The 25936-nt window shown below is 60.3% G+C and carries 18 protein-coding genes and 1 riboswitch; of the genes, 9 read left to right on the top strand and 9 right to left on the bottom strand.

Annotated features, from left to right (window positions below):
- Positions 1-35: 35 nt before the first annotated feature.
- Positions 36-1202 (bottom strand): type III PLP-dependent enzyme, encoded by a 1167-nt coding sequence (locus tag LG31_RS0117740; RefSeq protein WP_033115742.1) that lies wholly within the window; start codon positions 1200-1202, stop codon positions 36-38.
- A 507-nt stretch (positions 1203-1709) separates the two neighbouring features.
- Positions 1710-1820, top strand: a riboswitch (glycine riboswitch).
- Between the two features lie 107 nt (positions 1821-1927).
- Here LG31_RS0117740 and LG31_RS0117735 point away from each other — a divergent pair.
- Positions 1928-3304, top strand: a complete 1377-nt coding sequence (locus LG31_RS0117735) for an alanine/glycine:cation symporter family protein (RefSeq protein ID WP_033115741.1) — start codon at positions 1928-1930, stop codon at positions 3302-3304.
- Positions 3305-3391: 87 nt separating this feature from the next.
- On the opposite strand, the gene LG31_RS0117730 is transcribed toward LG31_RS0117735, so the two are convergent.
- A complete protein-coding gene (locus LG31_RS0117730) occupies positions 3392-4780 on the bottom strand; it encodes a nucleobase:cation symporter-2 family protein (protein WP_033115740.1) in 1389 nt (462 codons plus the stop codon).
- Between the two features lie 247 nt (positions 4781-5027).
- Between LG31_RS0117730 and LG31_RS0117725 the strand changes: the two genes are divergently transcribed.
- On the top strand, positions 5028-6149 hold the full coding sequence (locus LG31_RS0117725) for a GGDEF domain-containing protein (RefSeq protein WP_033115739.1): 1122 nt from the start codon (positions 5028-5030) through the stop codon (positions 6147-6149).
- A gap of 33 nt (positions 6150-6182) precedes the next feature.
- Here the strand turns inward: LG31_RS0117725 and LG31_RS0117720 are convergent, their stop codons facing one another.
- Together LG31_RS0117720 and LG31_RS0117715 are read right to left on the bottom strand one after the other, a co-directional pair.
- Positions 6183-6431, bottom strand: a complete 249-nt coding sequence (locus LG31_RS0117720) for a YciN family protein (RefSeq protein ID WP_033115738.1) — start codon at positions 6429-6431, stop codon at positions 6183-6185.
- Positions 6432-6569: 138 nt separating this feature from the next.
- Positions 6570-7949, bottom strand: coding sequence for an MATE family efflux transporter (locus LG31_RS0117715; protein ID WP_033115737.1), 1380 nt, complete (start codon positions 7947-7949; stop codon positions 6570-6572).
- A gap of 120 nt (positions 7950-8069) precedes the next feature.
- Between LG31_RS0117715 and LG31_RS0117710 the strand changes: the two genes are divergently transcribed.
- Both LG31_RS0117710 and LG31_RS0117705 read left to right on the top strand, forming a co-directional pair.
- Positions 8070-8927: a helix-turn-helix transcriptional regulator gene (locus LG31_RS0117710; protein WP_033115736.1), complete on the top strand. Its 858-nt coding sequence runs from the start codon at positions 8070-8072 to the stop codon at positions 8925-8927.
- A gap of 69 nt (positions 8928-8996) precedes the next feature.
- Positions 8997-10691 carry an NAD-dependent malic enzyme gene (locus LG31_RS0117705; RefSeq protein WP_033115735.1) on the top strand — a complete coding sequence of 565 codons (1695 nt, stop codon included), beginning with the start codon at positions 8997-8999 and terminating at the stop codon, positions 10689-10691.
- A 105-nt stretch (positions 10692-10796) separates the two neighbouring features.
- Here the strand turns inward: LG31_RS0117705 and ompA are convergent, their stop codons facing one another.
- The 3 genes from ompA to LG31_RS0117690 form a co-directional block, all read right to left on the bottom strand.
- On the bottom strand, positions 10797-11798 hold the full coding sequence (gene ompA, locus LG31_RS0117700) for a porin OmpA (RefSeq protein ID WP_033115734.1): 1002 nt from the start codon (positions 11796-11798) through the stop codon (positions 10797-10799).
- 338 nt (positions 11799-12136) lie between these two features.
- Positions 12137-13162, bottom strand: coding sequence for an OmpA family protein (locus LG31_RS0117695; RefSeq protein ID WP_033115733.1), 1026 nt, complete (start codon positions 13160-13162; stop codon positions 12137-12139).
- 303 nt (positions 13163-13465) lie between these two features.
- On the bottom strand, positions 13466-14062 hold the full coding sequence (locus tag LG31_RS0117690; RefSeq protein ID WP_033115732.1) for a hypothetical protein: 597 nt from the start codon (positions 14060-14062) through the stop codon (positions 13466-13468).
- A 259-nt stretch (positions 14063-14321) separates the two neighbouring features.
- Between LG31_RS0117690 and LG31_RS0117685 the strand changes: the two genes are divergently transcribed.
- The gene (locus LG31_RS0117685; protein WP_026456659.1) at positions 14322-14588 is read left to right on the top strand and encodes a helix-turn-helix domain-containing protein; all 267 of its coding nucleotides are present in this window, start codon (positions 14322-14324) and stop codon (positions 14586-14588) included.
- 204 nt (positions 14589-14792) lie between these two features.
- On the top strand, positions 14793-16154 hold the full coding sequence (locus LG31_RS0117680; RefSeq protein WP_033115731.1) for a sodium-dependent transporter: 1362 nt from the start codon (positions 14793-14795) through the stop codon (positions 16152-16154).
- 79 nt (positions 16155-16233) lie between these two features.
- Here the strand turns inward: LG31_RS0117680 and LG31_RS0117675 are convergent, their stop codons facing one another.
- Together LG31_RS0117675 and LG31_RS0117670 are read right to left on the bottom strand one after the other, a co-directional pair.
- Positions 16234-17100 carry a patatin-like phospholipase family protein gene (locus tag LG31_RS0117675; protein WP_033115730.1) on the bottom strand — a complete coding sequence of 289 codons (867 nt, stop codon included), beginning with the start codon at positions 17098-17100 and terminating at the stop codon, positions 16234-16236.
- Positions 17101-17133: 33 nt separating this feature from the next.
- Complete coding sequence (locus LG31_RS0117670; RefSeq protein ID WP_033115729.1) at positions 17134-18687, bottom strand: sensor domain-containing diguanylate cyclase; 1554 nt, start codon at positions 18685-18687, stop codon at positions 17134-17136.
- 199 nt (positions 18688-18886) lie between these two features.
- Here LG31_RS0117670 and LG31_RS0117665 point away from each other — a divergent pair, with 199 nt between their 5' ends.
- From LG31_RS0117665 to LG31_RS0117655, 3 genes are all read left to right on the top strand, one after another.
- A complete protein-coding gene (locus LG31_RS0117665) occupies positions 18887-19936 on the top strand; it encodes an efflux RND transporter periplasmic adaptor subunit (protein ID WP_033115728.1) in 1050 nt (349 codons plus the stop codon).
- Positions 19936-23064, top strand: coding sequence for an efflux RND transporter permease subunit (locus LG31_RS0117660; protein ID WP_033115727.1), 3129 nt, complete (start codon positions 19936-19938; stop codon positions 23062-23064). Before LG31_RS0117665 ends, LG31_RS0117660 begins: the two co-directional genes overlap by 1 nt.
- Positions 23065-23259: 195 nt before the next feature.
- Positions 23260-25674, top strand: coding sequence for a YgiQ family radical SAM protein (locus LG31_RS0117655; protein ID WP_033115726.1), 2415 nt, complete (start codon positions 23260-23262; stop codon positions 25672-25674).
- Positions 25675-25936: the final 262 nt, after the last annotated feature.

Raw genomic sequence — 25936 nt, 5'->3', positions numbered from 1 at the left:
CATGGCTTCCCCTCTTTGCATTCTGTTGGCGGCGCTTAAGCGACGGCCACCAGTTTCTGGCCCTTCTGACTGCTATCAAGAATGAGGATGCTCGCCTTGGGGAAGAAGTTGAAGGTGGAGGCGGAGGCCCAGGTGTAGGCGCCCATCACCTTGCCTACTACCAGTTCGCCAAGCTCGAGATCCGGCAGCATGATGCCCTCGCGGATCACATCCACGCTGTCGCAGGTGGGGCCGGAGAGCACCGAGTTGTGCAGCTCGCCGCTGGCATAGGGCGTACTCACCGGATAGGTGACGTGGTCGTAGAGCTGGCCGTTGTAGCTGCCATAGAGGCCGTCATCCAGGTAGTACCAGATCTTGTCACCGCGGTGGGCCTTGCCCATCACGCTGGCGACCGAGGTCATGGCCGGTGCGCTGATAAAGCGGCCCGGCTCGGCAATCTTCTGCACCGTAGCCGGCAGCTTGGCCAGTGCCTCGCGGATCGGGGCGCAGAAGCCGTCGATATCGAACTCGCCGCCATCATAGTCGACCGGGAAACCACCGCCGATATCGAGCACCCAGGGTTTGAGCCCGAGCGCCCAAGCCTGCTCCATGATCTCGCGGCAGGCATCGATGGCTTGCACATGGCGACGGGCGTGAGGCACCTGGGAGCCGACGTGGAACGACAGCCCCATCACCTTGATCCCCTTGGCGTGCGCCAGTTGCAGCAGCGGCAGCGCCTGCTCGGGGGTACAGCCGAACTTCTTGGAGAGATCAACCTTGGTCTCCGGGTTCGGGAAGCTGACCCGCAGCAGCAGTTTCACTTCGTCCTTGTAGGGAATGAACTTCTCCAGCTCCAGCGGGTTGTCGTAGACAAACACGGTGCAGCCGAACTCCAGCGCATAACGGATATCGCTGTCGCGCTTGATGGGATGGGTATGAATGCAACGTCCCGGGCGAACCCCCTGACTGCGCACCAGATCCACTTCGCCATTGGTGGCCAGATCGAAACAGGCCCCCTCTTCCTTCAAGACAGAGACCACCGCCTCGTGGGGCAGGGGTTTGAGTGCATAGTGCAATCGTACATCGGGCAGGGCCGCGGCCAGCGCCCGATACTGTTTGCGGACGGCTGCCTTGTCGAGCAGCAGCAGGGGGGAGCCGAATTGTTCAACCAGCTGACGGTAATCTTGTGCGACCACATCTTTTGCAACCAGGGTCTCGTTCATTCTCTTTTGGTCATCCTTAGGGGGCGTGATATGCCCAAGCCATATGCGATTGAACCGGCGACGGCCGGGTCAGGCGAGCGGTCCGGTGGGACCAACCGAACACAGTGCATAAATTGATGGCAAAGTGCTTGGTTATGCGTCGGATTATCTGCTTATTGACTCTGTGTGCAAGCTATTTGATTGGATATGTTGGCAAGTTTTTCTGGCCGAAACGATTGAGAGGATTGCTATCAATTCAGCCACTTTCCTTATCGAACCGTTTCGCTGCCGTTCGGGCTTAACTTGTTGATAGTTAACTAACATTTAACATCTTGGTGAGGGTTTGAGCGCAGGGCAAAAAAGTGCGACTGCGGGGTTTCAAGTGCGAGACAGCTCACATTTTTTGGATTAACATGCCCGCTTCCTAATCCAAACTAGTTCGGATGAAGGTAGCAGGAGAGCGATGGGCAACCATCCACCGAAGAAGTGAATCTTTCAGGTACCGGGCAACCGGTGTGGACTGCTACTGGACGATACTCTGGAGAGACCCGTTTAATCGGGCGCCGAAGGAGCAAGGCACCATGATTGCATCGCAATCTGGCGCCGGAAACTCTCAGGCAAAAGGACAGAGGGGATGGGATGGTTGTACCTGGGCTTGGCCCACATCCGATCGCCTCTGGCCGATCGCGACACCTATGGGAAGATCATCCTTCTCCTCCTTAATTTTTGTTTCTTAAGGAGGATGCATGTCATCAATTCAATCGGCGTTAACCGCCATCGATAGCTTTATCTGGGGTCCGCCCCTGCTGATCCTGCTGGTCGGGACCGGTATCTATCTCACCCTGCGTCTGGGTCTGCTTCAGGTGGTGCGCTTGCCGCTCGCTCTGCGACTGGTCTTTGGCCGTGATCAGGGGCAGGGCAAGCAGGGGGATGTCTCCAGCTTCGGCGCCCTCTGTACCGCCCTCTCTGCCACCATCGGCACCGGCAACATCGTCGGGGTGGCCACCGCCATCAAGCTGGGTGGCCCCGGCGCCCTGTTCTGGATGTGGATGGCAGCGTTGTTTGGTATGGCTACCAAGTACGCCGAGTGCCTGCTGGCGGTCAAATATCGCGAGCAGGATGCCAACGGCCAGATGGCTGGCGGCCCCATGTACTATCTGGAGAAGGGGCTGGGTTCCAAGCCGCTCGCCAAGCTGTTTGCCCTGTTTGGCATCGGCGTGGCCTTCTTCGGCATTGGTACCTTCCCGCAGGTCAACGCCATCTCCGACGCCATGAGCCTCTCCTTCTCGGTACCCCGTGAAGCGACTGCTGTAGTGCTGACCCTAATCGTGGCGCTGGTGACCCTGGGGGGCATCCAGTCCATCTCCAGCGTGTCGAGCAAGGTGGTGCCTTTCATGGCCATCTTCTACATCGTCGCCTGTCTGGGCGTGCTGGTGAACAATGCCAGTGCCCTGCCGGAGGCGATCGCGCTGGTGATCGGGAGTGCCTTCACCGGCCATGCGGCGACCGGTGGCTTCGTCGGTGCCGGTATCATGCTGGCCATTCAGTCCGGGGTGGCGCGCGGGGTCTTCTCCAACGAGTCGGGACTGGGCTCGGCGCCCATCGCGGCGGCGGCGGCCAAGACCGACTCTTGTGTGGAGCAGGGGCTGGTCTCCATGACCGGTACCTTTATAGACACCATCATTATCTGCACCATGACCGGTCTGACTCTGGTGGTGACCGGGGTATGGAGCGGCGATGTGAGCGGGGCGGCCATGACCAGTCTGGCCTTTGCCCAGGGGCTCGATGCCCATGTCGGCCAGTATCTGGTGAGCATTGGCCTGTTGTTCTTCGCCTTTACCACCATCCTTGGCTGGAACTACTACGGCGAGCGCTGCACCGAGTACCTGTTCGGGGTGAAGGCGATCAAGCCCTACCGCCTCATCTATCTGGTGTTGGTGGCGAGTGGTGCTTTCCTGCATCTGGATATGATTTGGCTGCTGGCCGATATCGTCAACGGCCTGATGGCGGTGCCCAACCTGATCGGCCTGATTGGCCTGCGCCATGTGGTGATTGCCGAGACCCGTGCCTACTTCGGCCGGGATCTGGATAGCGAAGCTGAGCCGGAACCGCAGACCGCCTGATCCCGCAATAATCTATCCAAACGAAAAAAGCCACGACCCGGGTCGTGGCTTTTTTATTGCGCTCTGTTCGTCGCGGGATCAGAGAGGCTATTTGCTGCGCTTGGGCAGCAGCAGGTTCATCACGATGGCGGTGAGGCCGCCGGTGGCGACGCCGTATGAGAGCACGCTTCTGGCCAGCTCCGGCAGGTGTTGCAGCACTTCCGGCACCTGCGCCACCCCGAGGCCCATGGCCAGCGACACCGCCAGGATCATCAGGGCACGGCGATCCAGCTCCTCGCGGGAGATGATGCGCACGCCAGCGGCGGCAATGGTGCCGAACATGACGATGGTGGCGCCACCCAGCACGGGCTCGGGGATCTGCTGCACCAGACTCGCGACCGCCGGGAACAGGCCGAGCAGGGCCAGCATGGCGGCGATGAAGAGGCCGACGTGACGGCTGGCGACGCCGGTCAGCTGGATGACGCCGTTGTTCTGGGCGAAGGTGGACATGGGGAAGGTGGAGAAGAGTGCCGCCAGCATGGAGTTGGCGCCATCGGCCAGCACACCGCCCTTGATCCGTTCCATATAGACAGGCCCTTCCAGCGGCTCGCCGGAGATGTCGGAGGTGGCGGTCATGTCGCCGATCGCTTCGAGCGCCGTCACCACGAAGATGATGGCGAGCGGTACGAACAGCTGCCAGTCAAAGCTGAGACCGTAGTGGAGCGGAATGGGCACCATTACCAGCGGGCCATCGAAGGTGGGGGCGCTCACTTTGCCCAGCAGCAGTGCCACTGCATAACCTGCCAGCATGGCGATCATGATGGCGGAGAGGCGCAGCCAGGGGTTGCGACTGCGCTGCAGCAACACGATAAGGCCGAGCACCAGCAGGGAGAGGAAGAGGTTTGTATGGCTGGCGAAGCTGCCGTCCGCAAGGGCGCCGTAGCCGCCACCCATGCTGATGAGCCCCACCTTGATGAGGGTCAGGCCGATGAGCAGCACGACGATGCCGGTCACCAGCGGGGTGATGATCCGTTTGACCAGATGAAGGAAGCGGCTCATCACCACGATAGTGAGGGCGGCCGCCAGCATGGTGCCGAACAAGGTGCCCAGCAGATCGTCGGTGGGCATGGCCGCCTGCTTGAGGGCGAGACCGGAGGCGATGATGGGGCCGAGGAAGTTGAAGCTGGTGCCCTGTACCGAGAGGAGGCCGGAACCGATGGGACCGAAGCGGCGGGTCTGGATGAAGGATGCGATGCCGGACATGACCAGCGACATGGAGACGATATAGCGAGTGTCGGCGGCAGGGAGGCCGAGGGCATTGGCGATGATGAGAGGGGGAGTGATGATGGCGACAAACATGGCGAGCATATGCTGCAGGGCGGCGAACAGCGTCTGGGGCAGAGGCGGAACATCCTCTATGCCATAGACCAGTTCGCTATGGGCTCGCCTGGGTGGATGTGCCTCTCGATTGGCGCGTGTGACAGCTGCCTGTTCCATATGTACCTCGATTGTGTGGGGGGAGGGGGAAAAATTGGGCGCTATTGTAGTGATCGAGAGGGGGATGACCAGCGTTAATGAAGAGAAAAAAGGTTTATTTTTCTGTGTATTGAAACGTTTGCGCGATGTCGTTATCATCTATCTGTTTGTGTGATCGTCCTCTCCTTTTTATTCCCCTCGCTAATGATATTTTTACCACTTTGTAGGTGTAGAATGAGCCCTCAGTAATTAATCGTGGAGACTCTGGATGCTTAAGTTGTCAGAGTTCTGGAGTGCGAGGGTTCACTCCGAAGACTTTACCCGTACCCGTATGGGCTTTATGACGGTGCGGTTGCGCCTGCTCACCTGCCTGCTGATGGCCGGGTTGCCGGCCTGGGCCGTGGTGGACTGGATTACTCTGCCGGCCCCCCATTTCGAGCTGCTGTTTCAGGCCCGCATCTTCTGTACTCTGGCGCTTTCACCGCTGATCCCCCTCTCTTACCTGATTCATTTTCGTCGCGAGCGGATGAAGCTGGCGCTCGGCTATCTGATGATGGTGATGATGATCTTCTCCCTTTTCTGTTTGCACAGTTTTGGCAGCGAGCAGGAGTTGCAGGCCGGTTATGCCGTCTTCCCCTATCTGCTCATCACTCTGTTTGCCATCTTCCCCATTCCGCTCTCCCTCGGGTTGCAGCTGGCTGGCGTGGTGCTGGTGACCATGCTGCTGGGGTACTGGCTGTTGGTGGGGCAGAGCCTCTGGAGCCAGGCCACCCTGAACCAGATCTGGGTGCTCGGCATGTTTACCCTGGCCAGCTGCTGGGTGCAGTGTGGTCAGCTCAATATGCTGCTGCGACTCTATCGGGAGTCCACCACCGACGAGCTGACCGGCATGATGAACCGCCGCCTGCTGATGAAGCAGTTGGAGCAGGCGAGAGCCCGACTGCAGACCAAGAAGAAGCCCTTTGCGGTAATGCTGCTGGATCTCGATCGCTTCAAGCGGATCAACGATATCTACGGCCATCTGGCAGGGGATGCGGTGCTCAAGGAGGTGGCCACCACTCTGGGCGAGCAGTTGGAACCGGATATGGTGTTGGGGCGCTACGGCGGCGAGGAGTTTGCCATCCTGATGCACAACCACGCCGATCCGGTGCAGGCGACCAAAATGGCCGAGCGGCTGCGTATTGCGGTCGAGGCGCGGCTGGTAAAGAGTCCCACCTCGGACGAGTTGCTGGAGGTGACGGTGAGTATCGGGATTGCCATGGCTCGTGCCGACGACACCATCGATATTCTGATCAATCGTGCTGACGAGTGCCTCTATCAGGCCAAGATGGCAGGACGCAACTGCGTGGTGGTCGAGGGGCAGAACAGTGGAAAAACAGATGCCGCCTGAGGGCGGCATCTTGTTGGCAAGGTGCTGACGAAATCAGCTCAGCTTGTACTTGCCGGAGAGTTGCTGGGCCAGCAGCTTGAACATGTTGAACACTGCCATGGTCTTGCCGGTCGGAGTACCATCTTCGGCGAGGAAGAACTCCCCCTTGAACACCAGAATATCTCCCTTCTGCTCCACCGAGTCGGCGCGCATGCCGTGAATGAAATCCTCGTGTTCCTTGATGATCTTGTTGGCCATCTCCAGCAGGGCAGTCTCGGTGATCAGCTCTTTCTGTGGTTGCATGCTCGTCTCCTTAAACGACTACTGGGCAGGGGCATTGAGCCATTGCATGTGGCGGCGCCCTGCCTCTGATTGAAGAGGGGGCTAGCATACTGCAAACGGGGATTTTCTGTCATTGATATGACCCCGCTTTGTGGCGTTTTAGCCCATCACCAGATTCTTCAGCCAGCGGCGCTGGCGAATGCGACGCTGCACCAGCACCATCTTGCTGATCTCCTCCAGCAGCACCACCGCCACCACCCAGGAAAGGGGCCAACCGAGCAGGGAGACAGCTACCCAGGCGAGCGGCAGGCCGATACACCACATGCCGACAATATCGATGAAGATGCTGTAGTTCACATCGCCGCCAGAGCGCAGCACCCCGATGATCCCCACCATGTTGAACACCTTGAGCAGCATCCCGAGGCACATGATGCCGAGCACCTGTCCCGCCTCGGCCATCAGCTCGGGAGGCAGGTTGCCGACCCACTGCAGCAGGTTGGCTTGCAGCAGCCAGACGATGATCCCCACCAGTAGCGCGCCAATCGGTGCCAGCAGCAGGAAGAGCTGGGAGTGCTGCCAGGCGATCTCGTACTCCTCGGCGCCAAGCCGGTGGCCGAGCAGGGTGGAGCAGGCTACCGCCAGCCCGAAGAAAAGGGAGATAAGGATGCTCTCCAGCGTGCCCAAGGTCGTCATGATGGCCAGCGAATCGGTGCCAAGATGGGCGTAGAGAAAGCCGTAGAGCAGCATGCCGAATGCCCAGAGCCCGTCATGAAACAGCAGCGGCAGGGCGATCAGGGTAAAGCGCACTACCTCCTTGCGCCGGAATGCTGCCAGCCAGTCAGCCTTGTGCGGCACGAGGCGAGCCTCATTGCGCTGCACATAGATGAGCAGCAGCACCGTCTGCAGCAGACGGGAAAGGGTGGTGCCCCATGCCGAGCCGGCCACCCCCATCGCCTCGAAGCCGAAATGACCGAAGATGAGGGCGTAGTTGAGGATGACGTTGGCAATGATGGCGATGATGCCGATCCGGGTGGGGGCGGCGGCATTGCCGACCGAGCGCAGCGCCGACTCCAGCGGCACCACCACGGCGGTGCAGAGGATGGTGGCGCCGGTGATCATCAGAAACTGGTCGGCCAGCGCGCGCAGCTCGGGATCCTGGCTGGCAAATCCGAGCACGTCGCCCGGAGCGAGCACATAGACGAGGGCAAACGGCAGCGCCACCAGCAGGGCGCCGACCAGTGCCAGAGCCAGTGACCGGCGTACCCCGGCCATCTCGCCACGGCCGTAATATTGTGCTGCCAACACCGAGACCCCACCAGCGAGGCCCGCTGTCACCAGCAGATTGAAGAAGAAGACCCGGTTACCCAAGCCGACCGCCGCCACAGCCGTGGTGCCAAGCTGGCTCACCATCATGATGTCGATGAGACCAAGCAGGGAGAACATCATGGATTGCAGCGAAACCGGCAGTGCCAGCCGCCACAGTCGAGTCATGAACTCGCGATCGGTGGTTTGTTTTAAAATCGCTTGCCAATAATTCATTAGTGTTAACCGGGTATGAGAAAAGCAAGGTTTGTCATGGGTATGATAGGGGGAGTGGCGAGCGGCTTCACTGTGAGTCTCTCTCGGGTTTATTGTGTGAAACTATCCTGTTGAGGTGTTATGCCCTTTGTCAGCGAGTGTCTGGAGATAGCGCCCGCCTGCGATGAGCGGATGCTGGGGCGCGAAGGGCTGCCGCTGCTCGGTGAGGCCGGTATCTTTCTGACCGGCCTTTCGACCATTCGGGAGCACTACCTCATTCGCCGCAATCGGCCCGAGTTTCACATTCTGATGGCGAGCCACAGCGAGGGGGGAGCGCTGCTCACCGACCGTGGCGAGCAGCCCATCCCGAACGGTTCGCTCATCTTTTTGCCCGCCGCCGTGCCCGGTGGTCTCAAGCTGGTGGGGGAGCAGTGGCAGATGAGCTGGATTTTGCTCGATGACGTGCCGCGCTGGCAGCATCTGCACCGGCTTGGTCATCGTATCTGGCAGGGGGATGGCGGTGATCAGCTTCATCATCTGCTCAGCCTGATCCAGCTCGAAGGGGTTCGTTCCCCACTCCAGCCCCAGTTGCTCACTCTGCTGCTGGCACTGCTGGAGCGCACCCTGCAGGGAGAAGTGCGTGGCACACCGGAGCTGCGCCTGCAGGCGCTGTTTCGCCGGGTGGAGGCGCGCCTCGACGAGCCCTGGAGCGTGGCCCTGCTCGCTGATCAGATGGCCTGTTCGGTGCCCCATCTGCACCGCCTCTGTCAGCAGCACTTTGGTATGGGACCGATGGCGAGGGTGACCGAGCTCAGAATGAACAAGGCGCGCCAGCTGCTGCTCTATACCAACTGGCCACTCAGCGAGCTGGCCACCCGGGTCGGTTATAGCGATGGCGCCAACTTTGCCAACTCGTTTCGGCGTCAGACTGGTCAGACCCCGGGGGCATTTCGTCGACTCGGTCGCAAACCTTTTGCAACGGATATGCAAACTCTTTGAAATTAATGACACAAGCCCCTAGGATCGGCGGGTTCCTGCGTCTAGCTAACCGTTTAGGTATCAAGATCCATGTTTGAAGATAATAACCAGAAACGTCCTCTCTACATTCCCTACGCCGGCCCCGCCCTGCTGGAGACCCCACTGCTCAACAAGGGGAGCGCCTTCACCAGCGAAGAGCGCAGCAACTTCAACCTCGAAGGGCTGTTGCCCCAGAATATCGAGACCATCGAGGAGCAGGCCGAGCGCGCCTATCGCCAGTTCATGGCGTTTGGCAACGACATGGACAAGCACATCTATCTGCGCAACATCCAGGATACCAACGAGACACTGTTCTACCGGCTGCTACACAACCACCTGACCGAGATGTTGCCCATCATCTACACCCCGACCGTCGGCAAGGCGTGCGAGGAGTTCTCCAACATCTACCGCCGCGCCCGTGGCCTCTTCATCTCCTATCCGGACAAGGACAGGATCGATGACATGCTGCAAAACGCCACCAAGCAGAACGTCAAGGTGATCGTGGTGACCGATGGCGAGCGGATCCTGGGTCTGGGTGACCAAGGGATCGGCGGCATGGGCATTCCCATCGGCAAGCTGTCGCTCTACACCGCCTGTGGCGGCATCTCGCCCGCCTACTGCCTGCCGGTGGTGCTGGATGTTGGCACCAACAACCAGCAGTTGCTGAACGACCCCTTCTACATGGGCTGGCGCAATCCGCGCATCTCCGGTGAAGAGTATGCCGAGTTTGTCGATGCCTTCATTCAGGCGGTCAAGCGCCGCTGGCCCGATATCCTGCTGCAGTTCGAGGACTTCGCTCAGAACAACGCCATGCCGCTGCTCAACCGTTACAAGAACGAGCTCTGCTGCTTCAACGACGACATTCAGGGCACCGCTGCCGTGACCCTGGGCAGCCTGATCGCCGCCTGCAAGGCCTCTGGCGCCAAGCTCTCCGAGAAGCGGGTTGCCTTCCTCGGCGCGGGCAGCGCCGGTTGCGGCATTGCCGAGCAGATCGTGGCGCAGATGAAGGCTGAAGGGCTGACCGATGCGCAGGCGCGCAGCCGGGTCTTTATGGTGGACCGTTTCGGTCTTATCACCGACAAGATCCCCAACCAGCTCGACTTCCAGCGCCGTCTCTCCCAACCGGTGGAGCGCATTGCCGACTGGCCGGTGGGGGATAACATCTCCCTGCTGGAGGTGATGGAGCACGGTCGCCCGGACATTCTGATCGGGGTCTCCGGTCAGCCTGGGCTGTTTACCGAAGAGGTGGTCAAGACCATGCACAAGCATTGTGCCCGTCCCATCATCTTCCCGCTCTCCAACCCCACCTCCCGGGTCGAGGCGACGCCGGCCGATCTCATCCGCTGGACCGATGGTCAGGCGCTGGTGGCAACCGGCAGCCCGTTTGCACCGGTGGAGTACAAGGGCAAGCGCTACGTGATCGCCCAGTGCAATAACTCCTTCATCTTCCCGGGGATCGGCCTTGGCGTCATCGCCTCCGGTGCCAAACGGGTGACCGATGCCATGCTGATGTCGGCCAGTCGCGCGCTGGCGGAGTGTTCACCGCTGGTGAAAGGGGAGGAGGGCTCGCTGCTGCCGGATCTGGCGGATATCCATCAGGTCTCCCGCTACATCGCCAAGATGGTGGCCAAGACCGCCATGCTGCAGGGCAAGGCGGTGCAGACCCCGGACGAGGTGATCGAGCAGGCCATCGAAGCCAACTTCTGGCATCCGGAATATCGCCGCTACCGCCGTACCTCCTTCTGATACAGCTCAGCGCTAAATCGCCGTAAAAACAAAGGGATGCCATGGCATCCCTTTTTGCATCCAGAGGGGATGCAGTTTCATCCCCTTGGGTGTTATCAGACGTGGTTACTGGGTCACTTGCTGGACGCCGGTGACGCGTACTTCGACACGGCGATCCGGGGCCAGACAGGCGATCAGCTTGGCCTTGGCCTTGATGCCGTCGCACTGGGTGCCGGTAACCGGGTTAGCCTCGCCACGACCCTCGATGGAGACCTTGCCAGCCGGCAGACCCTTGCCTACCAGGAAGTCGGCCACGGTGCGGGCACGGGCTTCGGAGAGCTTCAGGTTGTAGGCATCGGAGCCGATGCGGTCGGTGTAACCGACCACCACGGCGCTGCCATCTTTCGGCTGCACGTCGACGATCTGTTGATACAGGGTATTGAGCGCTGCGACACCTTCTGGCTTGAGGCTGGATTTGCCAAAGGCAAACAGCACGTCAGAGCTCAGGGCAAAGTTCTTGTCGACGACCACAGGCTCGGGGACGGGCTCGGGGGCCGGAGCGGCAACTGGTGCGACATAGGATGTCCGGTTGGGGTGCAGCACCAGCTCCAGGGTGGCAACGCTCATGTCGCTCTCCCAGGTTTTCTGCTCGTCACCGAGATTCCACAGGTAGCGGTAGCGAGCCTGCACATCGATGAGGTCGGAGAGCTTGGCTGTCAGCCCCAGGCCCGCCAGCGGTGCAGTGCCGTTGGCGTCGCTGCCGTTGCCGTTGACGTGGTTGAAGTAGGCGCCACCTTCAGCAAATACGGAGAAGATATCGCCCAGCGGCAGGCGAGCGATGCCTGAGAGGGTGCCTCCCTGGGTCTTGAAGTCGGTACCGTCTACGCCAGCTTTGCCAGCGTAGAGATAGCCCAGCTCGGCGGCGAAGTTCTGGTTGAAGTTGTAGCCACCGAACAGGTTCAGCGCGGTGGCGTCTTTATCGGTATCCTGACCATGCACATCATCAAGATTGTGGGCATACGCCCAGCCTGCGCCCATACCGCCGTACCAGTCATCGGCGGCCTGTGCCGTGGTAGCTGCGGCGGCAAGCGCCAGTGCGATCAGAGTTGGTGCCATGTTGATTTTCATCGAATTATCCTCGTTGCATCTGCCCTTGCGGGCATTCTAAACAGTCGTTTTTATTAGCTGCGAAAAATTCGCCAGCAAAGTGGATAGCGGATGGCTTCGGGACACTCATGAGGCATTGGCATCATGGACAACAGGCCGGAAGGGAAGCGTTATCTCGCGCTTATCCAATCCCTTACAGGCGCAACTACTGTATGCCTTTGACTCTGAGCAGGCAAGTTCACGGGAAAAGGTGACAGGATTGTCAGGAGTAGAACAGGGAAGTATGAAGCGGGGAAAAACGACAGAGGATAAACAAAAGGGGGAGCCTTGGCTCCCCCTTTCTGCACACAAGAGTCAGATTACTTCTGAACTTCTTGTACGCCAGATACGCGAACTTCTACGCGACGGTCCGGAGCCAGGCAGGAGATCAGCTGAGCTTTAGCTTTCACGCCATTGCACTTGGTGCCGGTAACCGGGTTGGCTTCGCCACGACCTTCGATGGCAACCTTGCTGGCAGCCATTCCTTTGCTGACCAGGAAGTTGGCAACGGTGCGGGCACGCGCTTCAGACAGCTTCTGGTTGTAAGCGTCGGAACCGATACGGTCGGTGTAACCAACAACAACAGCGTTGCCATCTTTCGGCTGGAACTCAACGATCTGCTGGTACAGAGCGTTCAGGGCAGCAACACCTTCCGGCTTCAGGCTGTCTTTGCCGAAGGCGAACAGGACGTCGGAGTTCAGAGCGAAGTTTTTCTCAACGATCTGCGGAGCAACCGGAGCCGGAGCTTCTTCAACAACCGGAGCCGGAGCCGGAGCTACGTAGGAAGAACGGAACGGGTGGTATACGGCTTCCAGGGTAGCAACGCTCTGGTTGGACTTGTAACGGTCACCGTTGTCAGCGTGCAGGTCAGCCACGTCCCACATGTAGCGGTAGCGAGCTTGCAGATCCAGAGCGTCGTTAACCTTGTAGGTCACGCCCAAGCCAGCCAGCGGGGAAACCTTGGTGTCGCTTACGCCCAGACCATCGGTGTGAGCCCAGTAGGCGCCGCCTTCAGCAAAGGCAGAGAAGTCGCCGCCCAGCGGCAGACGAGCGATACCGGACAGGGTGGCACCCTGGTTCTCGTAACGGTTGCCGTCGGTGTTGCCACGACCAGCGTACTGGTAGCCGAACTCGGTACCGAAGTTTTCGTTGAAGTTGTAACCTACGAATGCGTTGGCTGCAGCAGCATCTTCTTCACCAACGTTGGTGCTTTCGATCTTGTTCAGACCGTTGAAGTGAGCAGCACCAACACCGGCACCGAAGTAGATGTCGTCAGCGGCGTGAGCAGCGGTGGCACCCAGAGCAGCCATGGTGATGGCAATCAGGGAAGGAGCCATTTTCATCATAAAAAAATCCTCGTTGAGATCGCACGTTGTTCACATGCTTCGCACTATTGAATTTATGTAAGCTGCAGGCTCCGCCGTACTGCTGGCGTCGAGTCTGGCAGTGACCCGGTGTCGGGTCGCACACTCTCCTGGTGTGTCAGATGCGCTGGCAGGGCACGCTGAGCGTGAAAAACCGCAGCCAAGCAACGATGTCATTCCGATGACGAGGCGCACTCTATGCCGATTTTGAAACATGATCAAGCTCACAAATGAACCTGATGGCAAATTGTGTCGTGTCGATAACTGGCTGTTTATCCAGATTAATTAGTGATCCAGATAGGCCCTGTGCAGGCGCTTTTCGAGCTTCATATAGGCCTGAACCCAGTCTGGCTGCGGGTTGGCCGGATTCACCCTGGCGCCAAAGACGGCGAGATAATCCTGCTCGGTCACGTTTTGCAGCAGCGGAGTGAGACTGGTCAGAAAATGGCGGGCCAGATAGGGGTCCAGTGGCCAGATATTGAGAATGGCCCGGGCGACCGGCTGGATGGCAGCTGGGCAGACAAAGTGCAGGTGGCCGGCTTCCAGCCATTTGGCCATGTCAGCCAATTCTGATTCCGGTACTACACCTTTATCTCCCGGCGTGACGGCCAGCATCACCTCCTGACCATTGCCGGTGAGCAGCAGACCATTTTGCTGCAACACACCGTCATGACTGCGCAGTTGAAGAGTCGGTTCATCCTGCTCCAGAAAGAGTGAACATTTCTCTGACAGGGTTGTCAGAACGGTGCTGCACTGATCGCTCAGCGAGGCGGGAAGCCAGAATGCTTCGGCGCGATATTGCGCTCCTTGCTGGAGCTGCAGTTGCAATTCTATGTCGCTGGAAACCGTGTGCAGGCGAGAGATAATGCCAGGAAACGCCATACTTATTCCTCTTAATGGGTAGCTGGCGAATTATACGGTTTATTGGGATGGCAACAATAAAGGTTTCTTTTCGAGACTGTTTACCTGAGGCGGCTGAGCGATTACCATCCCCCTTTGAAGGCAAGGGTTGTCGCCGAAAGGCGCTCATAAAGATAGAGGCTCGACCATAACGAGTCCGTACAAAACTGATACACTTGACTACGAGTCGTCGCGAAAAATAAAAGGCGGATTAAATCCGCCAAACGGAGTATGGAACAATATGAATTCAAATATCGTCACTGTTGGCAAGAAGATCCGTCAGATCCGTGAAGCGGTTGGTTTGAGCCGTCCGAAGTTTGCTGATTTGCTGGGTGTTCCCCCCACAACCCTGAAGAACTATGAACTGGGTTATCGTGAAGTCGGTGGTGCCTTCCTGGTTGCCCTGGCTCACCACCCGGAACTGCACAAGTTCACTCTCTGGCTGCTGGCTGACAAAAAAGTCGCCGAAATCGGCCAGATTGGTCCGGACGATCTCGCCAAGGCGTAATCGTCACTGTGACAGATAGAAAAATGCCGCCCTTGGGCGGCATTTTTTTGTCCCTGAAACAGTGCTCGGCCAGACGTTTCCCGTATCTGTGCACTGCATAGAGCTTTTACGCAAAACATCTTGGCAAACCACATCAAACCTCAGAAAATTCCGAGCCTCAAAAACCGGTTCATCTCGCATGATGCGAAAGAAAGTGAGACAAGCATGAGTCAAACCACCCCCAAGGCCAGAGACGGCTTTACCAGCAAATTCGGCGTACTCGCCGCCACCCTAGGTTCTGCCGTCGGTCTTGGCAACATCTGGAAATTTCCCTATCTGACGGGTGAGAACGGCGGTGCCGGCTTTCTGCTTGTCTATGTGATCGCAACCCTGCTGGTCGGTTTGCCGGTGATGATCTCCGAGATCATGCTGGGCCGTAAAAGCAAAACCGATGCGGTAACCACCCTGAGCAAGCTGGCGCCCAAAGGGCAACCCTGGTGGCTGATCGCCGTCATGGGCGTGCTGGCCGCTTTCCTTATCATGTCCTTCTACTCGGAAGTGGCAGCCTGGGTTTTCGCCTACATCTTCAAGGCGGTTGATGGCTCCATCCTCTCGACCGATCCCAAGGTCACCGGCGATGCTTTCAACGCGCTGATCAGCAACCCGTTGCAGAGTCTGCTCTGGCAGTGGCTGGTGCTGGCCCTGATGGGTGGCATCCTGCTGATGGGGGTCTCCAAGGGGATCGAAGCGGTCACCAAGAAGCTGATGCCGGTGCTCTTCATTCTGCTGCTGGTGATCGGCGTGCGCAGCCTGACCCTGCCGGGGGCGAGCCGGGGGCTCTCCTTCCTCTTCTCACCGGATTTTTCCAAGATCACCGGCGCAGTGGTGTTGACCGCCATGGGGCTCGCCTTCTTCAAGCTCTCCATCGGGATGGGCTGCATGATGACTTACGGCAGCTACTTCCGTGATGACCAGAACATCCCGGTCACCGCGTTCCGGGTGATGTGTGCCGACCTGTTCGTCTCCATGCTGGCCGGTATCGCCATCTTCCCGGCGGTGTTCGCCTTTGGTTTCGAACCGACTGCCGGCCCGTCGCTGCTGTTCATCACCATTCCGGCGGTCTTTGCCAGCATCCCGTTTGGCCACCTCTTTATGGTGCTCTTCTTCGTGCTGTCGGCCATTGCCGCCACCGGTGCCATGCTCTCCATTCTGGAGGTGCCGGTATCCGTGCTCTCCGAGCGCTTCAAGATGAGCCGCCCCAAGGCGACCCTGATCAACCTGCTGGTGCTGGGCGCCGTCGGCTCCACTTGCGCGCTCTCCAACAGCGCCATGGCGGATGTCCATATTGCCGGCAAGACCTTCTTCGATCTGTTCGACTACCTCTCCTCCAACATCCTGATGCCGCTGGGCGGTATTTTCCTCTGCCTGTTTGTGGGCTGGGTATGGGGCGAGGAGAAGCTGCGCGATGCCCTGACCAATGGTGGCGAGCTGGAGCTGCCGATCCTCAAACCGCTCTTCTTCATCATCCGTTACGTATCGCCGTTGCTGATCCTGATCGTGATGCTCAAGGGGCTGGGACTCTTCTAAGCCAACCGTTCCCCCATAGCAAAAGAGCGCCGCAAGGCGCTCTTTTTGTTTTGGTTGTTTTGGCGATGGGTGCTGCGGGTTAGATCACCCCGAGCCGGCCCAGTTCATCCTTGAGCTGGTCAAGGTTGCGCTCGACGCAGGCCTCCCCCTCCTCGATGGCATCGCTGGCGCGATGAAAGTCCATGATGGAGAAGCTGCCAAGGCGCGGACAGAGCTGGATTTCCGGGGGATCCCCTGCCATCCGCGCCCGGGTGATCCGTTCCTGCATGATGTTGATGGAGCCGCTCATCACGCTCCACATGCCGGGCGTGGCCGGGGTCGCCTCACCGCGATTGAGCCACTGGCTGAGCAGACCGCCGCCGGATTGATCCGGCTCGTCGGTCCAGGGTTGGTGCATGTCGGTGTTGAGGTTGATGGCGATCACCACCTCGGCCCCCATGGCGCGCGCCAGCGAGATGGGCACCGGATTGACCACGGCACCATCGACCAGCCAGCGGTCGTTGACCCGGGTCGGAGTGAGGATCCCCGGCATGCCGCAGGAGGCGCGCACCGACTGGCGCAGTGGCCCCCGTTGCAGCCAGATTTCACGGCCGGTATCGAGTTCGGTCGCCACGCAGGCGAAGGGGATGGGCAGGCTCTCCAGCTCGGGATCCCCCAGATGGTTGGCGGCAATGCCAAACACCTTTTCGCCGCGAAAGAGGCCGCCGGAGAGGGCGGGATCGAGCAGGCTCACCACCTGCAGGCGGGTAAAGCCGCGTACCCAGCTCTCCAGTCTGTCCAGTTCGCCAGCGGCATAGGCGGCGCCGACAAAACTGCCGATGGAGCAGCCGGCGATGAGATCGGGCTTGATGCCGAGTCGTTCAAGAGCGCGGATGACGCCGATATGGGCCCATCCTCTGGCGGCGCCGCTCCCCAGAGCGAGCCCTACGCGGGGTTTTCGTGGCACGAATTGACTCCTGAAAAGTGTGGAGGGCCCAGCTTACTCTGTGAGCTGGGCCTCGTCACCCTGCCATCTTTCCGAGCGATTGCGGCCATTGCCTTTGGCCTGATAGAGGGCGACATCGGCGCGGCGGATCGCCTCGTGCAGCGGGATGGAGTCTGCATGGGGGTGGTAACCGAGGCTGATGGTGACGGCCAGCTCGGGCACTATGCTGCGCCAGTCATAATGTTCGACCGCGATGCGGATCTGCTCGGCCAGCGCGGCGAGACGAGCGTCGTCACAGCGGGCGACCAGCAGCAAAAACTCCTCGCCCCCCCAGCGGATCAGACAATCCGATGGGCTGAGTTGCTGCTGGCAGATCTGCACCAGCCGGATCAGCACGATATCACCCACTCCGTGGCCGAAGCGGTCGTTGACCCGTTTGAAGTGATCCGCATCGAACAGGATCACCCCGACAGGCATCTGTTTTGCCAGCTGGCCACTCTGCTCCTGTTGGGTCAGATAGTGACGATTGAAGGCGCCGGTGAGCGCATCATGGCAGGAGAGATAGTTGAGCTGCAGGTTGAGACGGTGAGATCTCAGACTGGAGAGGGCGGCCAGCAGCATGAAGGCGATGGCGAGCAGGGTCGGTGCCGACTGGCAGATCAGCGCAACGAGCAGCTCAAGCAGGGGGATGCGGTGCACCAGCCGCAGCGGGGTATCGCTCAGCGCCTGGGTGAGTTGAAAGCCCCCCTGATTCCAGCGGTACTGATCGTCCGGCGCCAGATGTCGCTGGGGATGGGGATCCGAGTTGCTGCAGGCCAGCACCTGATCGTACTGATTGATGAGCAGGTAACCACCGAGCCTTGGGGTGAGCGCCTGCAACTGCTGATGGAGCCGCGAGAGCAGCACATCCATGCTGATGACCCCCACCAGAGTCGAGCCTTTGTAGAGGGGTTGCGACATGGTGATCATGGTGCCAAGGCCAGCAAAGTCCTCATAGGGGCGCGAGAGAATGGTGGTGCGGCCCGGATTGGGGGTTGCCTGCGCATCCTGCCAGTAGGATTTCTCATAGATGGCATTGGTAAAGCGGTACTGGCTGGAGGGGCGCCAGGGGTAGAGGTAGACAAAGTTGTCTGCGCCGGTGAAGTAGACCCAGGCGATCTCCTTGCCAAGGCGCTGGCTGGCGGTAGAGAGCAGGGGCGAGAGACTCAGGGCCAGATGAATGCGAGCCTCCCGCTCGCTGCCACGGGGGGGCAGGGGCCCAAACCCGGTCAGGTTGCCGACCAGCCCGGCGGGCAGGTCGGCAGGGGGATGGTCGAGTGCCAGTCCCTCCGGCAGCTGCTCGAGATGGCGATAGAGCTGGCGGGTCAGTACCGACTGGGGATCGCTGCGCAGTCGCTCTTCGGCCTGCCCGCGCATCGCCTCGAGAAAGGTCTCGGTCTGCTTGAACTGATCGCGCAGGCGAATTGCGCTATTGGCCGTATCGCTAAGATAGAGATCCTCTATCTGTTTCAGACTTTGCCGCAGGGTCAGACCAACCAGCAGGATGACGGAGGCGAACAGCAGCCAGGTCAGGCGTGAGAGGAAACGTCGGTCAGACACATTTGGCATAGGCGATTTGGCTATATTGCGAAGAAAACTGTCGCTAGTGTATGCGACTCTGCTGAAAAAGGGATCGAAAAGGCTTGATTGCAGTGATCTGGCGCCACTCCTGTTACGTTTTGTCACATTTATACATAGTCACGGCATAGTCTGGGGCTAAAATGGCCCCAATCAGATTTCCCTCTCTCAACTCTTCATGGATTGCTCGATGAAAATGCGTATCTGGCTGGGCCTCGGCCTGCTCTCTCTGGTGGCTGCCATCTGGTGGGCGGTTGGTCACTTTCAACCGGCAGCCAAGGCCCCGACTCGCGAGATCAATATTCGCACCCAGACCGTCAAGCAGAGTCTGGCCGAGCCGACCCTCAAGCTGGTGGGCAAGCTGGAGGCCAACCGCTCCGTCGTTATCAGTCCCGAGGTGACCGGCCGCATCGTCAACATCGCCGTGAAGTCCGGGCAGGGCGTCGCCAAAGGGGAGACCCTTATCGCCCTCGACAATGGCAAGCAGCGCGCCGAGCTGGCGGAGCAGAGCGCCAGCCTGCGCGACGAGCACCGCAAGCTTAACGAGATGCGCAAGCTGGTCGCCCGTGGCGCCGTCACCCAGTCGGTGCTGGAGGGGCAGGAGGCTACCGTCGATCAGGTGCAGGCGCGGGTCGATGCCGCCCGCTACGAGCTCTCCCTGCGTAACTTGCAGGCGCCGTTTGCTGGCACCGTCAGCCTGATTGATCTCAGCGAAGGGGCGCTGGTCAATAGCGGCGATACCCTGCTGCACCTCGACGATATCGACACACTGCGCCTCGATCTGGCAGTGCCGGAGCGCTACCTTTCCCTGCTGCGCCCCGGCATGGCAGTGACGGCGACCAGCTCTGCCTGGCCGGATCAGCACTTCAACGGCACCCTCACCACCCTCGACAGCCGCATCTCCAACGAAACCCAGAACATCAAGGCGCGGGTCGAGCTGCCCAATCAAAACGGCCAGCTGCGTCCGGGCATGCTGCTCAACGTCGAGCTCTCGCTCCCCTCCCGCCAGCTCACTATTATTCCTGCCCAGTCGGTGGAGTACGCTGGCGAGCAGCGCTTCGTCTATCGCCTCGAGGCCGATGGCCGGGTCAAGCGGGTGCCGGTGGTACTCGGCGAGACCGAAGGGGAGACCGTCTGGGTCACCGAGGGGCTCAAGGTCGGTGATCGCATCGTGGTCGAAGGGCTGGTCAATCTGCGTGATGGCGCCAAGGTCCACGATCTGGCGGAGGTAAACGGCTGATGTGGCTCTCCGATATCTCAGTGCGCCGCCCGCTGGTGGCGGTGGTGCTCAGCGCCCTGCTCACCGTGTTTGGTCTGGTCGCTTTCAGCAAGTTGACGGTACGGGAGATGCCCGATGTGCAGACCCCGTCGGTCACCATCACCACCACCTATGAGGGGGCAGCCCCGGCGGTGATGGAGAGTCAGGTCACCAAACCCATCGAGGATCAGCTCTCCGGCATCAGCGGCATCAAGAACATCAACTCGGTGACCCGCAAGGGGCGCTCGATGATCACGGTGGAGTTCAAGCTCGGCTGGAATATGGTGGAGGGGGTCTCCGATGTGCGCGATGCCCTGACCCGCGCCAAGAGCAAGCTGCCGGAGGATGCCGACGATCCGCTGGTGACCAAGGATAGCGGCAGCGGCGATGTGGCGGTCTGGCTCAACTTCAGCAGCAGCCAGATGGATCGCACCGCCATGACCGACTACGCCAACCGGGTGCTGGTCGACCCCCTGAGTCTGGTGGACGGGGTGAGCGAAGTGGAGCTCTCCGGCGATCTCACCCAGGTGATGTATGTGCGGTTGCGCCCGGCCGACATGGCGGCGCGCGGCGTCACGGTGGCGGATGTGCAGGATGCCCTCAAGCGCGAGAACATCGAGCTGCCGGGCGGCGAGATCCGCAACAACTCCATGACTATGTCGGTGCAGATTGCCCGGCTCTACCACACGGCTGAAGATTTCCAGCAGTTGCAGGTGCGCACCGCCGCCAACGGCCAGAGCGTCTATCTCTCCGACATCGCCGATGTGGAGGTGGGGGCCAAGAACGAAGACAGTGCCTACCAGCGCAACGGCCGCGAGAGTCTGGGTATCGGCATCGTCGCCCAGTCCACCGCCAACCCGCTGGCGGTGGCGCAGGGGGTGGAGAAGAAGCTGGTGGAGATGCAGCGCTTCCTGCCGGAGGGGGCCAAGCTGGAGGTCGATTACGACTCCACCATCTTTATCAAGCAGGCCATCGACGAGGTATATGAAACCCTGGCCATCTGCGCCGTGCTGGTAGTGGCGGTGCTCTATCTGTTCCTCGGCCAGGGACGCACCACCCTGATCCCGGCCATCACGGTACCGGTCTCCCTTATCTCCGCCTTTATCGGCGCCTGGTATCTCGGTTTTTCCATCAACCTCATCACCTTGCTGGCGCTTATTCTCGCCATCGGTCTGGTGGTGGATGACGCCATCGTGGTGGTGGAGAACATTCACCACCATCTGCAGCGGGGTGAACCACCCCTGCTGGCGGCCTGGCACGGCACCCGCGAGGTGGGCTTTGCAGTCATCGCCACCACCGCGGTGCTGGTGATGGTCTTTATCCCCATCGCCTTTATGGATGGCATGGTGGGACGGCTCTTTACCGAGTTTGCCATTCTGCTTTCGCTGGCGGTGCTCTGCTCCTCGCTGGTGGCGCTGACCCTCACGCCGGCCATGGGCTCCTGGCTGATGCGCCCGCTCGACAAGCCGAACCGGCTGACGGCGGCCCTCGATCGTGGCCTTGGCTGGGTGGAGGGGCTCTATCGCCGCCTGTTGCAGGGGCTGCTGCGCCGCTCGCGCTGGATGCCGCTGGCGCTGCTGCTTTGTCTCGCCGGTATCGGCGCCCTCTTCACCCAGCTGCCGAGCAGCCTCACCCCGACCGAGGATCGCGGCGTGGTCTTCGTCTTCGTCAAGGGGGCGGAGGGGACCAGTATCGAGCGAATGAAGCGCAATATGCAGCAGGTGGAGTCCGCCATCATGCCGATGCTGGGCAAGGGGGTGGTCAAGGCGATGAGCTTCAGCACCCCCGCCTTTGGCCGTGGCGGCGATCAGACCGGCATGGTGATCATCCAGCTCACCGACTGGGCCGAGCGCGACATCACCGCCACCCAGTTCTCCCGCTCGCTCGGGGCCAAGCTCGCCGGTATTCCCGACGTGATGATCCGCACCTTCCAGCCGGGCTTCCGGGGTGGTTCCACCGCCGCGGTGCAGTTCGTGCTGCAGGGCAACGACTATGCCGAGCTCTACCAGCAGGGGCTGGAGCTGCAAAAAGCGGCGCAGGCGAGCGGCCTGATGATAAGCCCGGATCTCGACTACGCCGAGAAGACCCCGGAGCTGCAGGTGACCGTCTCGCGCGACAGCGCCAGCCAGCTCGGCATTCCGGTCTCCACCGTCGCCAGCACCTTGCAGGCGATGCTGGGCGGGGTGAGCAAGACCACCTATGTGGACAGGGGCGAGGAGTATGACGTCTACCTGCGCGCCAACCAGAAGGAGTTCAACGGCATCTCGGATCTTGGCCGCATCTACCTGAAGGCAGCCAATGGCGAGATGGTGAGTCTCTCGACGCTGGCGACGGTCAAGCAAGTGGCGACCGCCAACCGCCTCAATCACTACCAGCGCCAGAAGGCGGTGACCCTGACCGCCGACGTGGCACCGGATCACACTCTGGGCGAGGCGCTCGACTTCCTCGACGGCTGGGCCAACGAGCATCTGCCGAGCGGCATGACGGTCGATTACGCCGGTGACTCCAAGGATTACCGCGACAATCAGGGGGAGATGGCGATGGTCTTTGGCCTCGCCCTGCTGGTGGTCTATCTGGTGCTGGTGGCCCAGTTCGAGAGCACCCTCACCCCGACCGTGGTGATGATGACGGTGCCGCTCGGCATCTTCGGCGGCCTGCTCGGCCTCTGGCTGACGGGGCAGGAGATGAGCATCTACAGCCAGATCGGCATGATCATGCTGATCGGCATGGTGACCAAGAACGGCATCCTTATCGTCGAGTTCATCAACCAGCTGCGCCAGCGCGGGGAAGGGTTCGAGGAGGCGATCATCGCAGGTTCGGTGCGCCGCCTGCGGCCAATCCTGATGACCTCGCTCACCGCCATTATCGGTGCGGTGCCGCTGATGCTCTCCATGGGGGCGGGCTACGAGAGCCGGATGGCGGTGGGTACTGTGGTCTTCTTCGGGCTGTCGCTGGCGACCCTGGTCACCCTGCTGGTGGTGCCTGCCACCTACCACCTGATTGCCCGCCACGCCGGTATGACCGGGCAGCGGGATCAGCAGGTGAACGAGGCGCTGGCCGCCACACAGGCCGCCAAAGGGGAGGGGGACGAACAGACCCCAGCCCACTGACGCGCCGCCGTCAGAGTGAACGTTGCCAACAAGGGCGCCTGTAGGCGCCCTTGCTTTTGGCCGATTGCAGGCAGAGTTGCTGGCTGAATTGAGGAACAAGCCCTTATCCCGTGCGAACTCTGGGGGCAAAAAGCCATCGCTCCCCTTGGCCGCAACCGGTATAATGCGCGACCCGAATTGTTCCAGGTGGTTAAAATGCAGCCGGTTACCAACCTTTTCTCCTATCCCCGCTATTGGGCCGAGTGCTACGGCACGGCGCCCTTCCTGCCCATGTCCCGCAAAGAGATGGACAAGCTGGGTTGGGACAGCTGCGACGTCATTCTGGTGACGGGGGATGCCTATGTGGATCACCCGAGCTTCGGCATGGCGGTGATTGGCCGCATGCTGGAATCCCAAGGTTTTCGGGTCGGCATCATCGCCCAGCCGGACTGGTCATCGAAGGATGACTTTATGCGTCTGGGCAAACCGAACCTCTTCTTCGGGGTGACCGCGGGCAACATGGACTCCATGATCAACCGCTACACCTCCGACAAAAAGCTGCGCCACGATGACGCCTACACCCCGGGGGATGTGGGCGGCAAGCGGCCGGATCGCGCCACTCTGGTCTATACCCAGCGCTGCAAGGAGGCCTTCAAGGAGGTCCCCGTCGTTATCGGCGGCATCGAGGCTTCCTTACGCCGTATCGCCCACTACGACTACTGGTCCGAGACCATCCGCCGCTCCATCCTGCTCGATGCCAAGGCCGATATCCTCATCTACGGCAACGCCGAGCGGCCGCTGGTGGAAGTGGCTCACCGCATCGCAGCGGGGGAGACCATCGAGACCATGCAGGATATTCGCGGCACCGCCGTCATCCGCAAGGAGCCGCTGCCGGGCTGGAAAGGGGTGGATTCGAGCAAGCTCGACCAGATTGGCCGTATCGACCCCATCATGAACCCCTATATGGAAGGGGCTCCTTGTTCTGACGATGCGACCGAATCGGCACCTGCCGCTCAAGAGGCTCAACCCGTGCTGGTGCAGCCAGCCAAGCCCAAGCCGTGGGAAAAAACCTATGTGAAGCTGCCGGCGTTCGAGCGGGTGAAAGAGGACAAGGTGCTCTATGCCCACGCCTCGCGCATTCTGCACCATGAGACCAACCCCGGCTGTGCCCGCGCCCTGTCGCAGGCTCACGGCGATCGCATCGTCTGGGTCAACCCGCCTGCCTTCCCGCTGGAAACCGAGGAGATGGACGGCGTATTCGGCCTGCCCTACCAGCGGGTGCCACACCCCGCCTATGGCAACGAGAAGATCCCGGCCTTCGAGATGATCAAGACCTCGGTCAACATCATGCGCGGCTGCTTTGGCGGTTGCTCCTTCTGCTCCATCACCGAGCACGAAGGGCGCATCATCCAGAGCCGCTCGGAAGAGTCGATCCTCAAAGAAATCGAAGATATCCGCGACAAGGTGCCGGGCTTTACCGGCGTTATCTCGGATCTCGGCGGCCCCACCGCCAACATGTACAAGCTGCGCTGCAAGAGCCCCAAAGCCGAGCAGACCTGCCGTCGCGCCTCCTGTGTCTGGCCCACCATCTGCCCGCACATGGACACCGATCACAGCCCGACCATCAACCTCTATCGCAAGGCGCGCGACCTCAAGGGGATCAAGAAGATCCTCATCGCCTCCGGCGTGCGTTACGACATCGCGGTCGAAGATCCCCGCTATATCAAGGAGCTGGCCAAGTATCACGTCGGCGGCTACCTCAAGATCGCGCCGGAACACACCGAGGAGGGGCCGCTCTCCAAGATGATGAAGCCGGGCATGGGCAGCTACTACCAGTTCAAGGAGCTGTTCGACAAATACTCCAAAGAGGCGGGCAAGCAGCAGTACCTGATCCCCTACTTCATCTCCGCCCACCCGGGCACCACAGATGAAGACATGGTCAATCTGGCGCTCTGGGTCAAAGAGAACCGCTTCAAGCTCGATCAGGTGCAGAACTTCTACCCGTCGCCGCTCGCCAACGCCACCACCATGTATTACACGGAGAAAAACCCGTTAAACAAGGTGAGCCGCGAGGGGGGTGATGTGTTTGTCGCCAAGGGCGAGCGCCGTCGTCGTCTGCACAAGGCGCTGCTGCGCTACCACGACCCCGCTGGCTGGCCGATGATCCGCGAAGCCCTGCTCGCCATGGGCAAGGGCCACCTGATTGGCAACGGCCCCGGTTGTCTGGTGCCAGCAGAAGGTCGCAACGAACGCGCCGCCAGCGGCAAGGGCATGAAACCGGCCCTGACTCGCCACAGTCCAATGTCTCAACAAAGAGGCGAACATCAGCGCGGCAACGGCGCAGGCAACAAGGCTGCGGGCCAGAGCAACGGCCAGCACGCCAACCCCAACGCCAACAAGAGCGGCAAAGGCAATGGCAAGCCGCTGGGCTCCGAGCTCAAGCTGGGGAACGGCAAGCCCGCCGGACAAGGCGCAGGCCAGAGTGCTGGTAAGAGTGCAGGCAAGGGCAAACCGACCGGCAAACCCGCCCACAAGGGCAAGGCGCCGACCCGTGCCGGTTCTGCCAAACCTGCCGCTCAAGGCGGCAAGCCTGCGGCCAAAGGAAATGGTGCCAAGCGACCGGCTCGGTGATATTTTCTGATTGGAAAGTGATGGAAAATTGAAGAGGTGACAGGGATAGTCGCCATTCTTTCGTTTAAGGATTAGTTTCAGTAGCGTTAATAGTGTTCAGTCCGATATCATGCTGGCTCAATACATGCTATTTTCTATTTGTGAATTAATGATTTATTTATGAATCGCGTATGAATATATATAAAATGAAGTTTTTAGAGGGTGACATTAAGGCCTTAATAATTCAATCCTTATTAGATGGTAACTATAGCAATGATGAGCC

This window comes from Aeromonas lacus (assembly GCF_000764665.1).
Classification (GTDB): domain Bacteria; phylum Pseudomonadota; class Gammaproteobacteria; order Enterobacterales; family Aeromonadaceae; genus Aeromonas; species Aeromonas lacus.
The sequence above is the reverse complement of the archived record's forward strand: the minus strand, read 5'-3'. Positions and strand labels throughout refer to the sequence as shown.

Bases quoted from the DNA above. Each gene is read 5' to 3' on its own strand.
- LG31_RS0117695 (WP_033115733.1), bottom strand. From the start codon at position 13,162: ATGATGAAAATGGCTCCTTCCCTGATTGCCATCACCATGGCTGCTCTG.
- LG31_RS0117730 (WP_033115740.1), bottom strand. From the start codon at position 4,780: ATGGAACAGGCAGCTGTCACACGCGCCAATCGAGAGGCACATCCACCC.
- LG31_RS0117665 (WP_033115728.1), top strand. From the start codon at position 18,887: ATGAAAATGCGTATCTGGCTGGGCCTCGGCCTGCTCTCTCTGGTGGCT.
- LG31_RS0117670 (WP_033115729.1), bottom strand. From the start codon at position 18,687: ATGCCAAATGTGTCTGACCGACGTTTCCTCTCACGCCTGACCTGGCTG.
- ompA (WP_033115734.1), bottom strand. From the start codon at position 11,798: ATGAAAATCAACATGGCACCAACTCTGATCGCACTGGCGCTTGCCGCC.
- LG31_RS0117660 (WP_033115727.1), top strand. From the start codon at position 19,936: ATGTGGCTCTCCGATATCTCAGTGCGCCGCCCGCTGGTGGCGGTGGTG.
- LG31_RS0117705 (WP_033115735.1), top strand. From the start codon at position 8,997: ATGTTTGAAGATAATAACCAGAAACGTCCTCTCTACATTCCCTACGCC.
- LG31_RS0117725 (WP_033115739.1), top strand. From the start codon at position 5,028: ATGCTTAAGTTGTCAGAGTTCTGGAGTGCGAGGGTTCACTCCGAAGAC.
- LG31_RS0117740 (WP_033115742.1), bottom strand. From the start codon at position 1,202: ATGAACGAGACCCTGGTTGCAAAAGATGTGGTCGCACAAGATTACCGT.
- LG31_RS0117735 (WP_033115741.1), top strand. From the start codon at position 1,928: ATGTCATCAATTCAATCGGCGTTAACCGCCATCGATAGCTTTATCTGG.
- LG31_RS0117680 (WP_033115731.1), top strand. From the start codon at position 14,793: ATGAGTCAAACCACCCCCAAGGCCAGAGACGGCTTTACCAGCAAATTC.
- LG31_RS0117690 (WP_033115732.1), bottom strand. From the start codon at position 14,062: ATGGCGTTTCCTGGCATTATCTCTCGCCTGCACACGGTTTCCAGCGAC.
- LG31_RS0117685 (WP_026456659.1), top strand. From the start codon at position 14,322: ATGAATTCAAATATCGTCACTGTTGGCAAGAAGATCCGTCAGATCCGT.
- LG31_RS0117720 (WP_033115738.1), bottom strand. From the start codon at position 6,431: ATGCAACCACAGAAAGAGCTGATCACCGAGACTGCCCTGCTGGAGATG.
- LG31_RS0117710 (WP_033115736.1), top strand. From the start codon at position 8,070: ATGCCCTTTGTCAGCGAGTGTCTGGAGATAGCGCCCGCCTGCGATGAG.
- LG31_RS0117655 (WP_033115726.1), top strand. From the start codon at position 23,260: ATGCAGCCGGTTACCAACCTTTTCTCCTATCCCCGCTATTGGGCCGAG.
- LG31_RS0117715 (WP_033115737.1), bottom strand. From the start codon at position 7,949: ATGAATTATTGGCAAGCGATTTTAAAACAAACCACCGATCGCGAGTTC.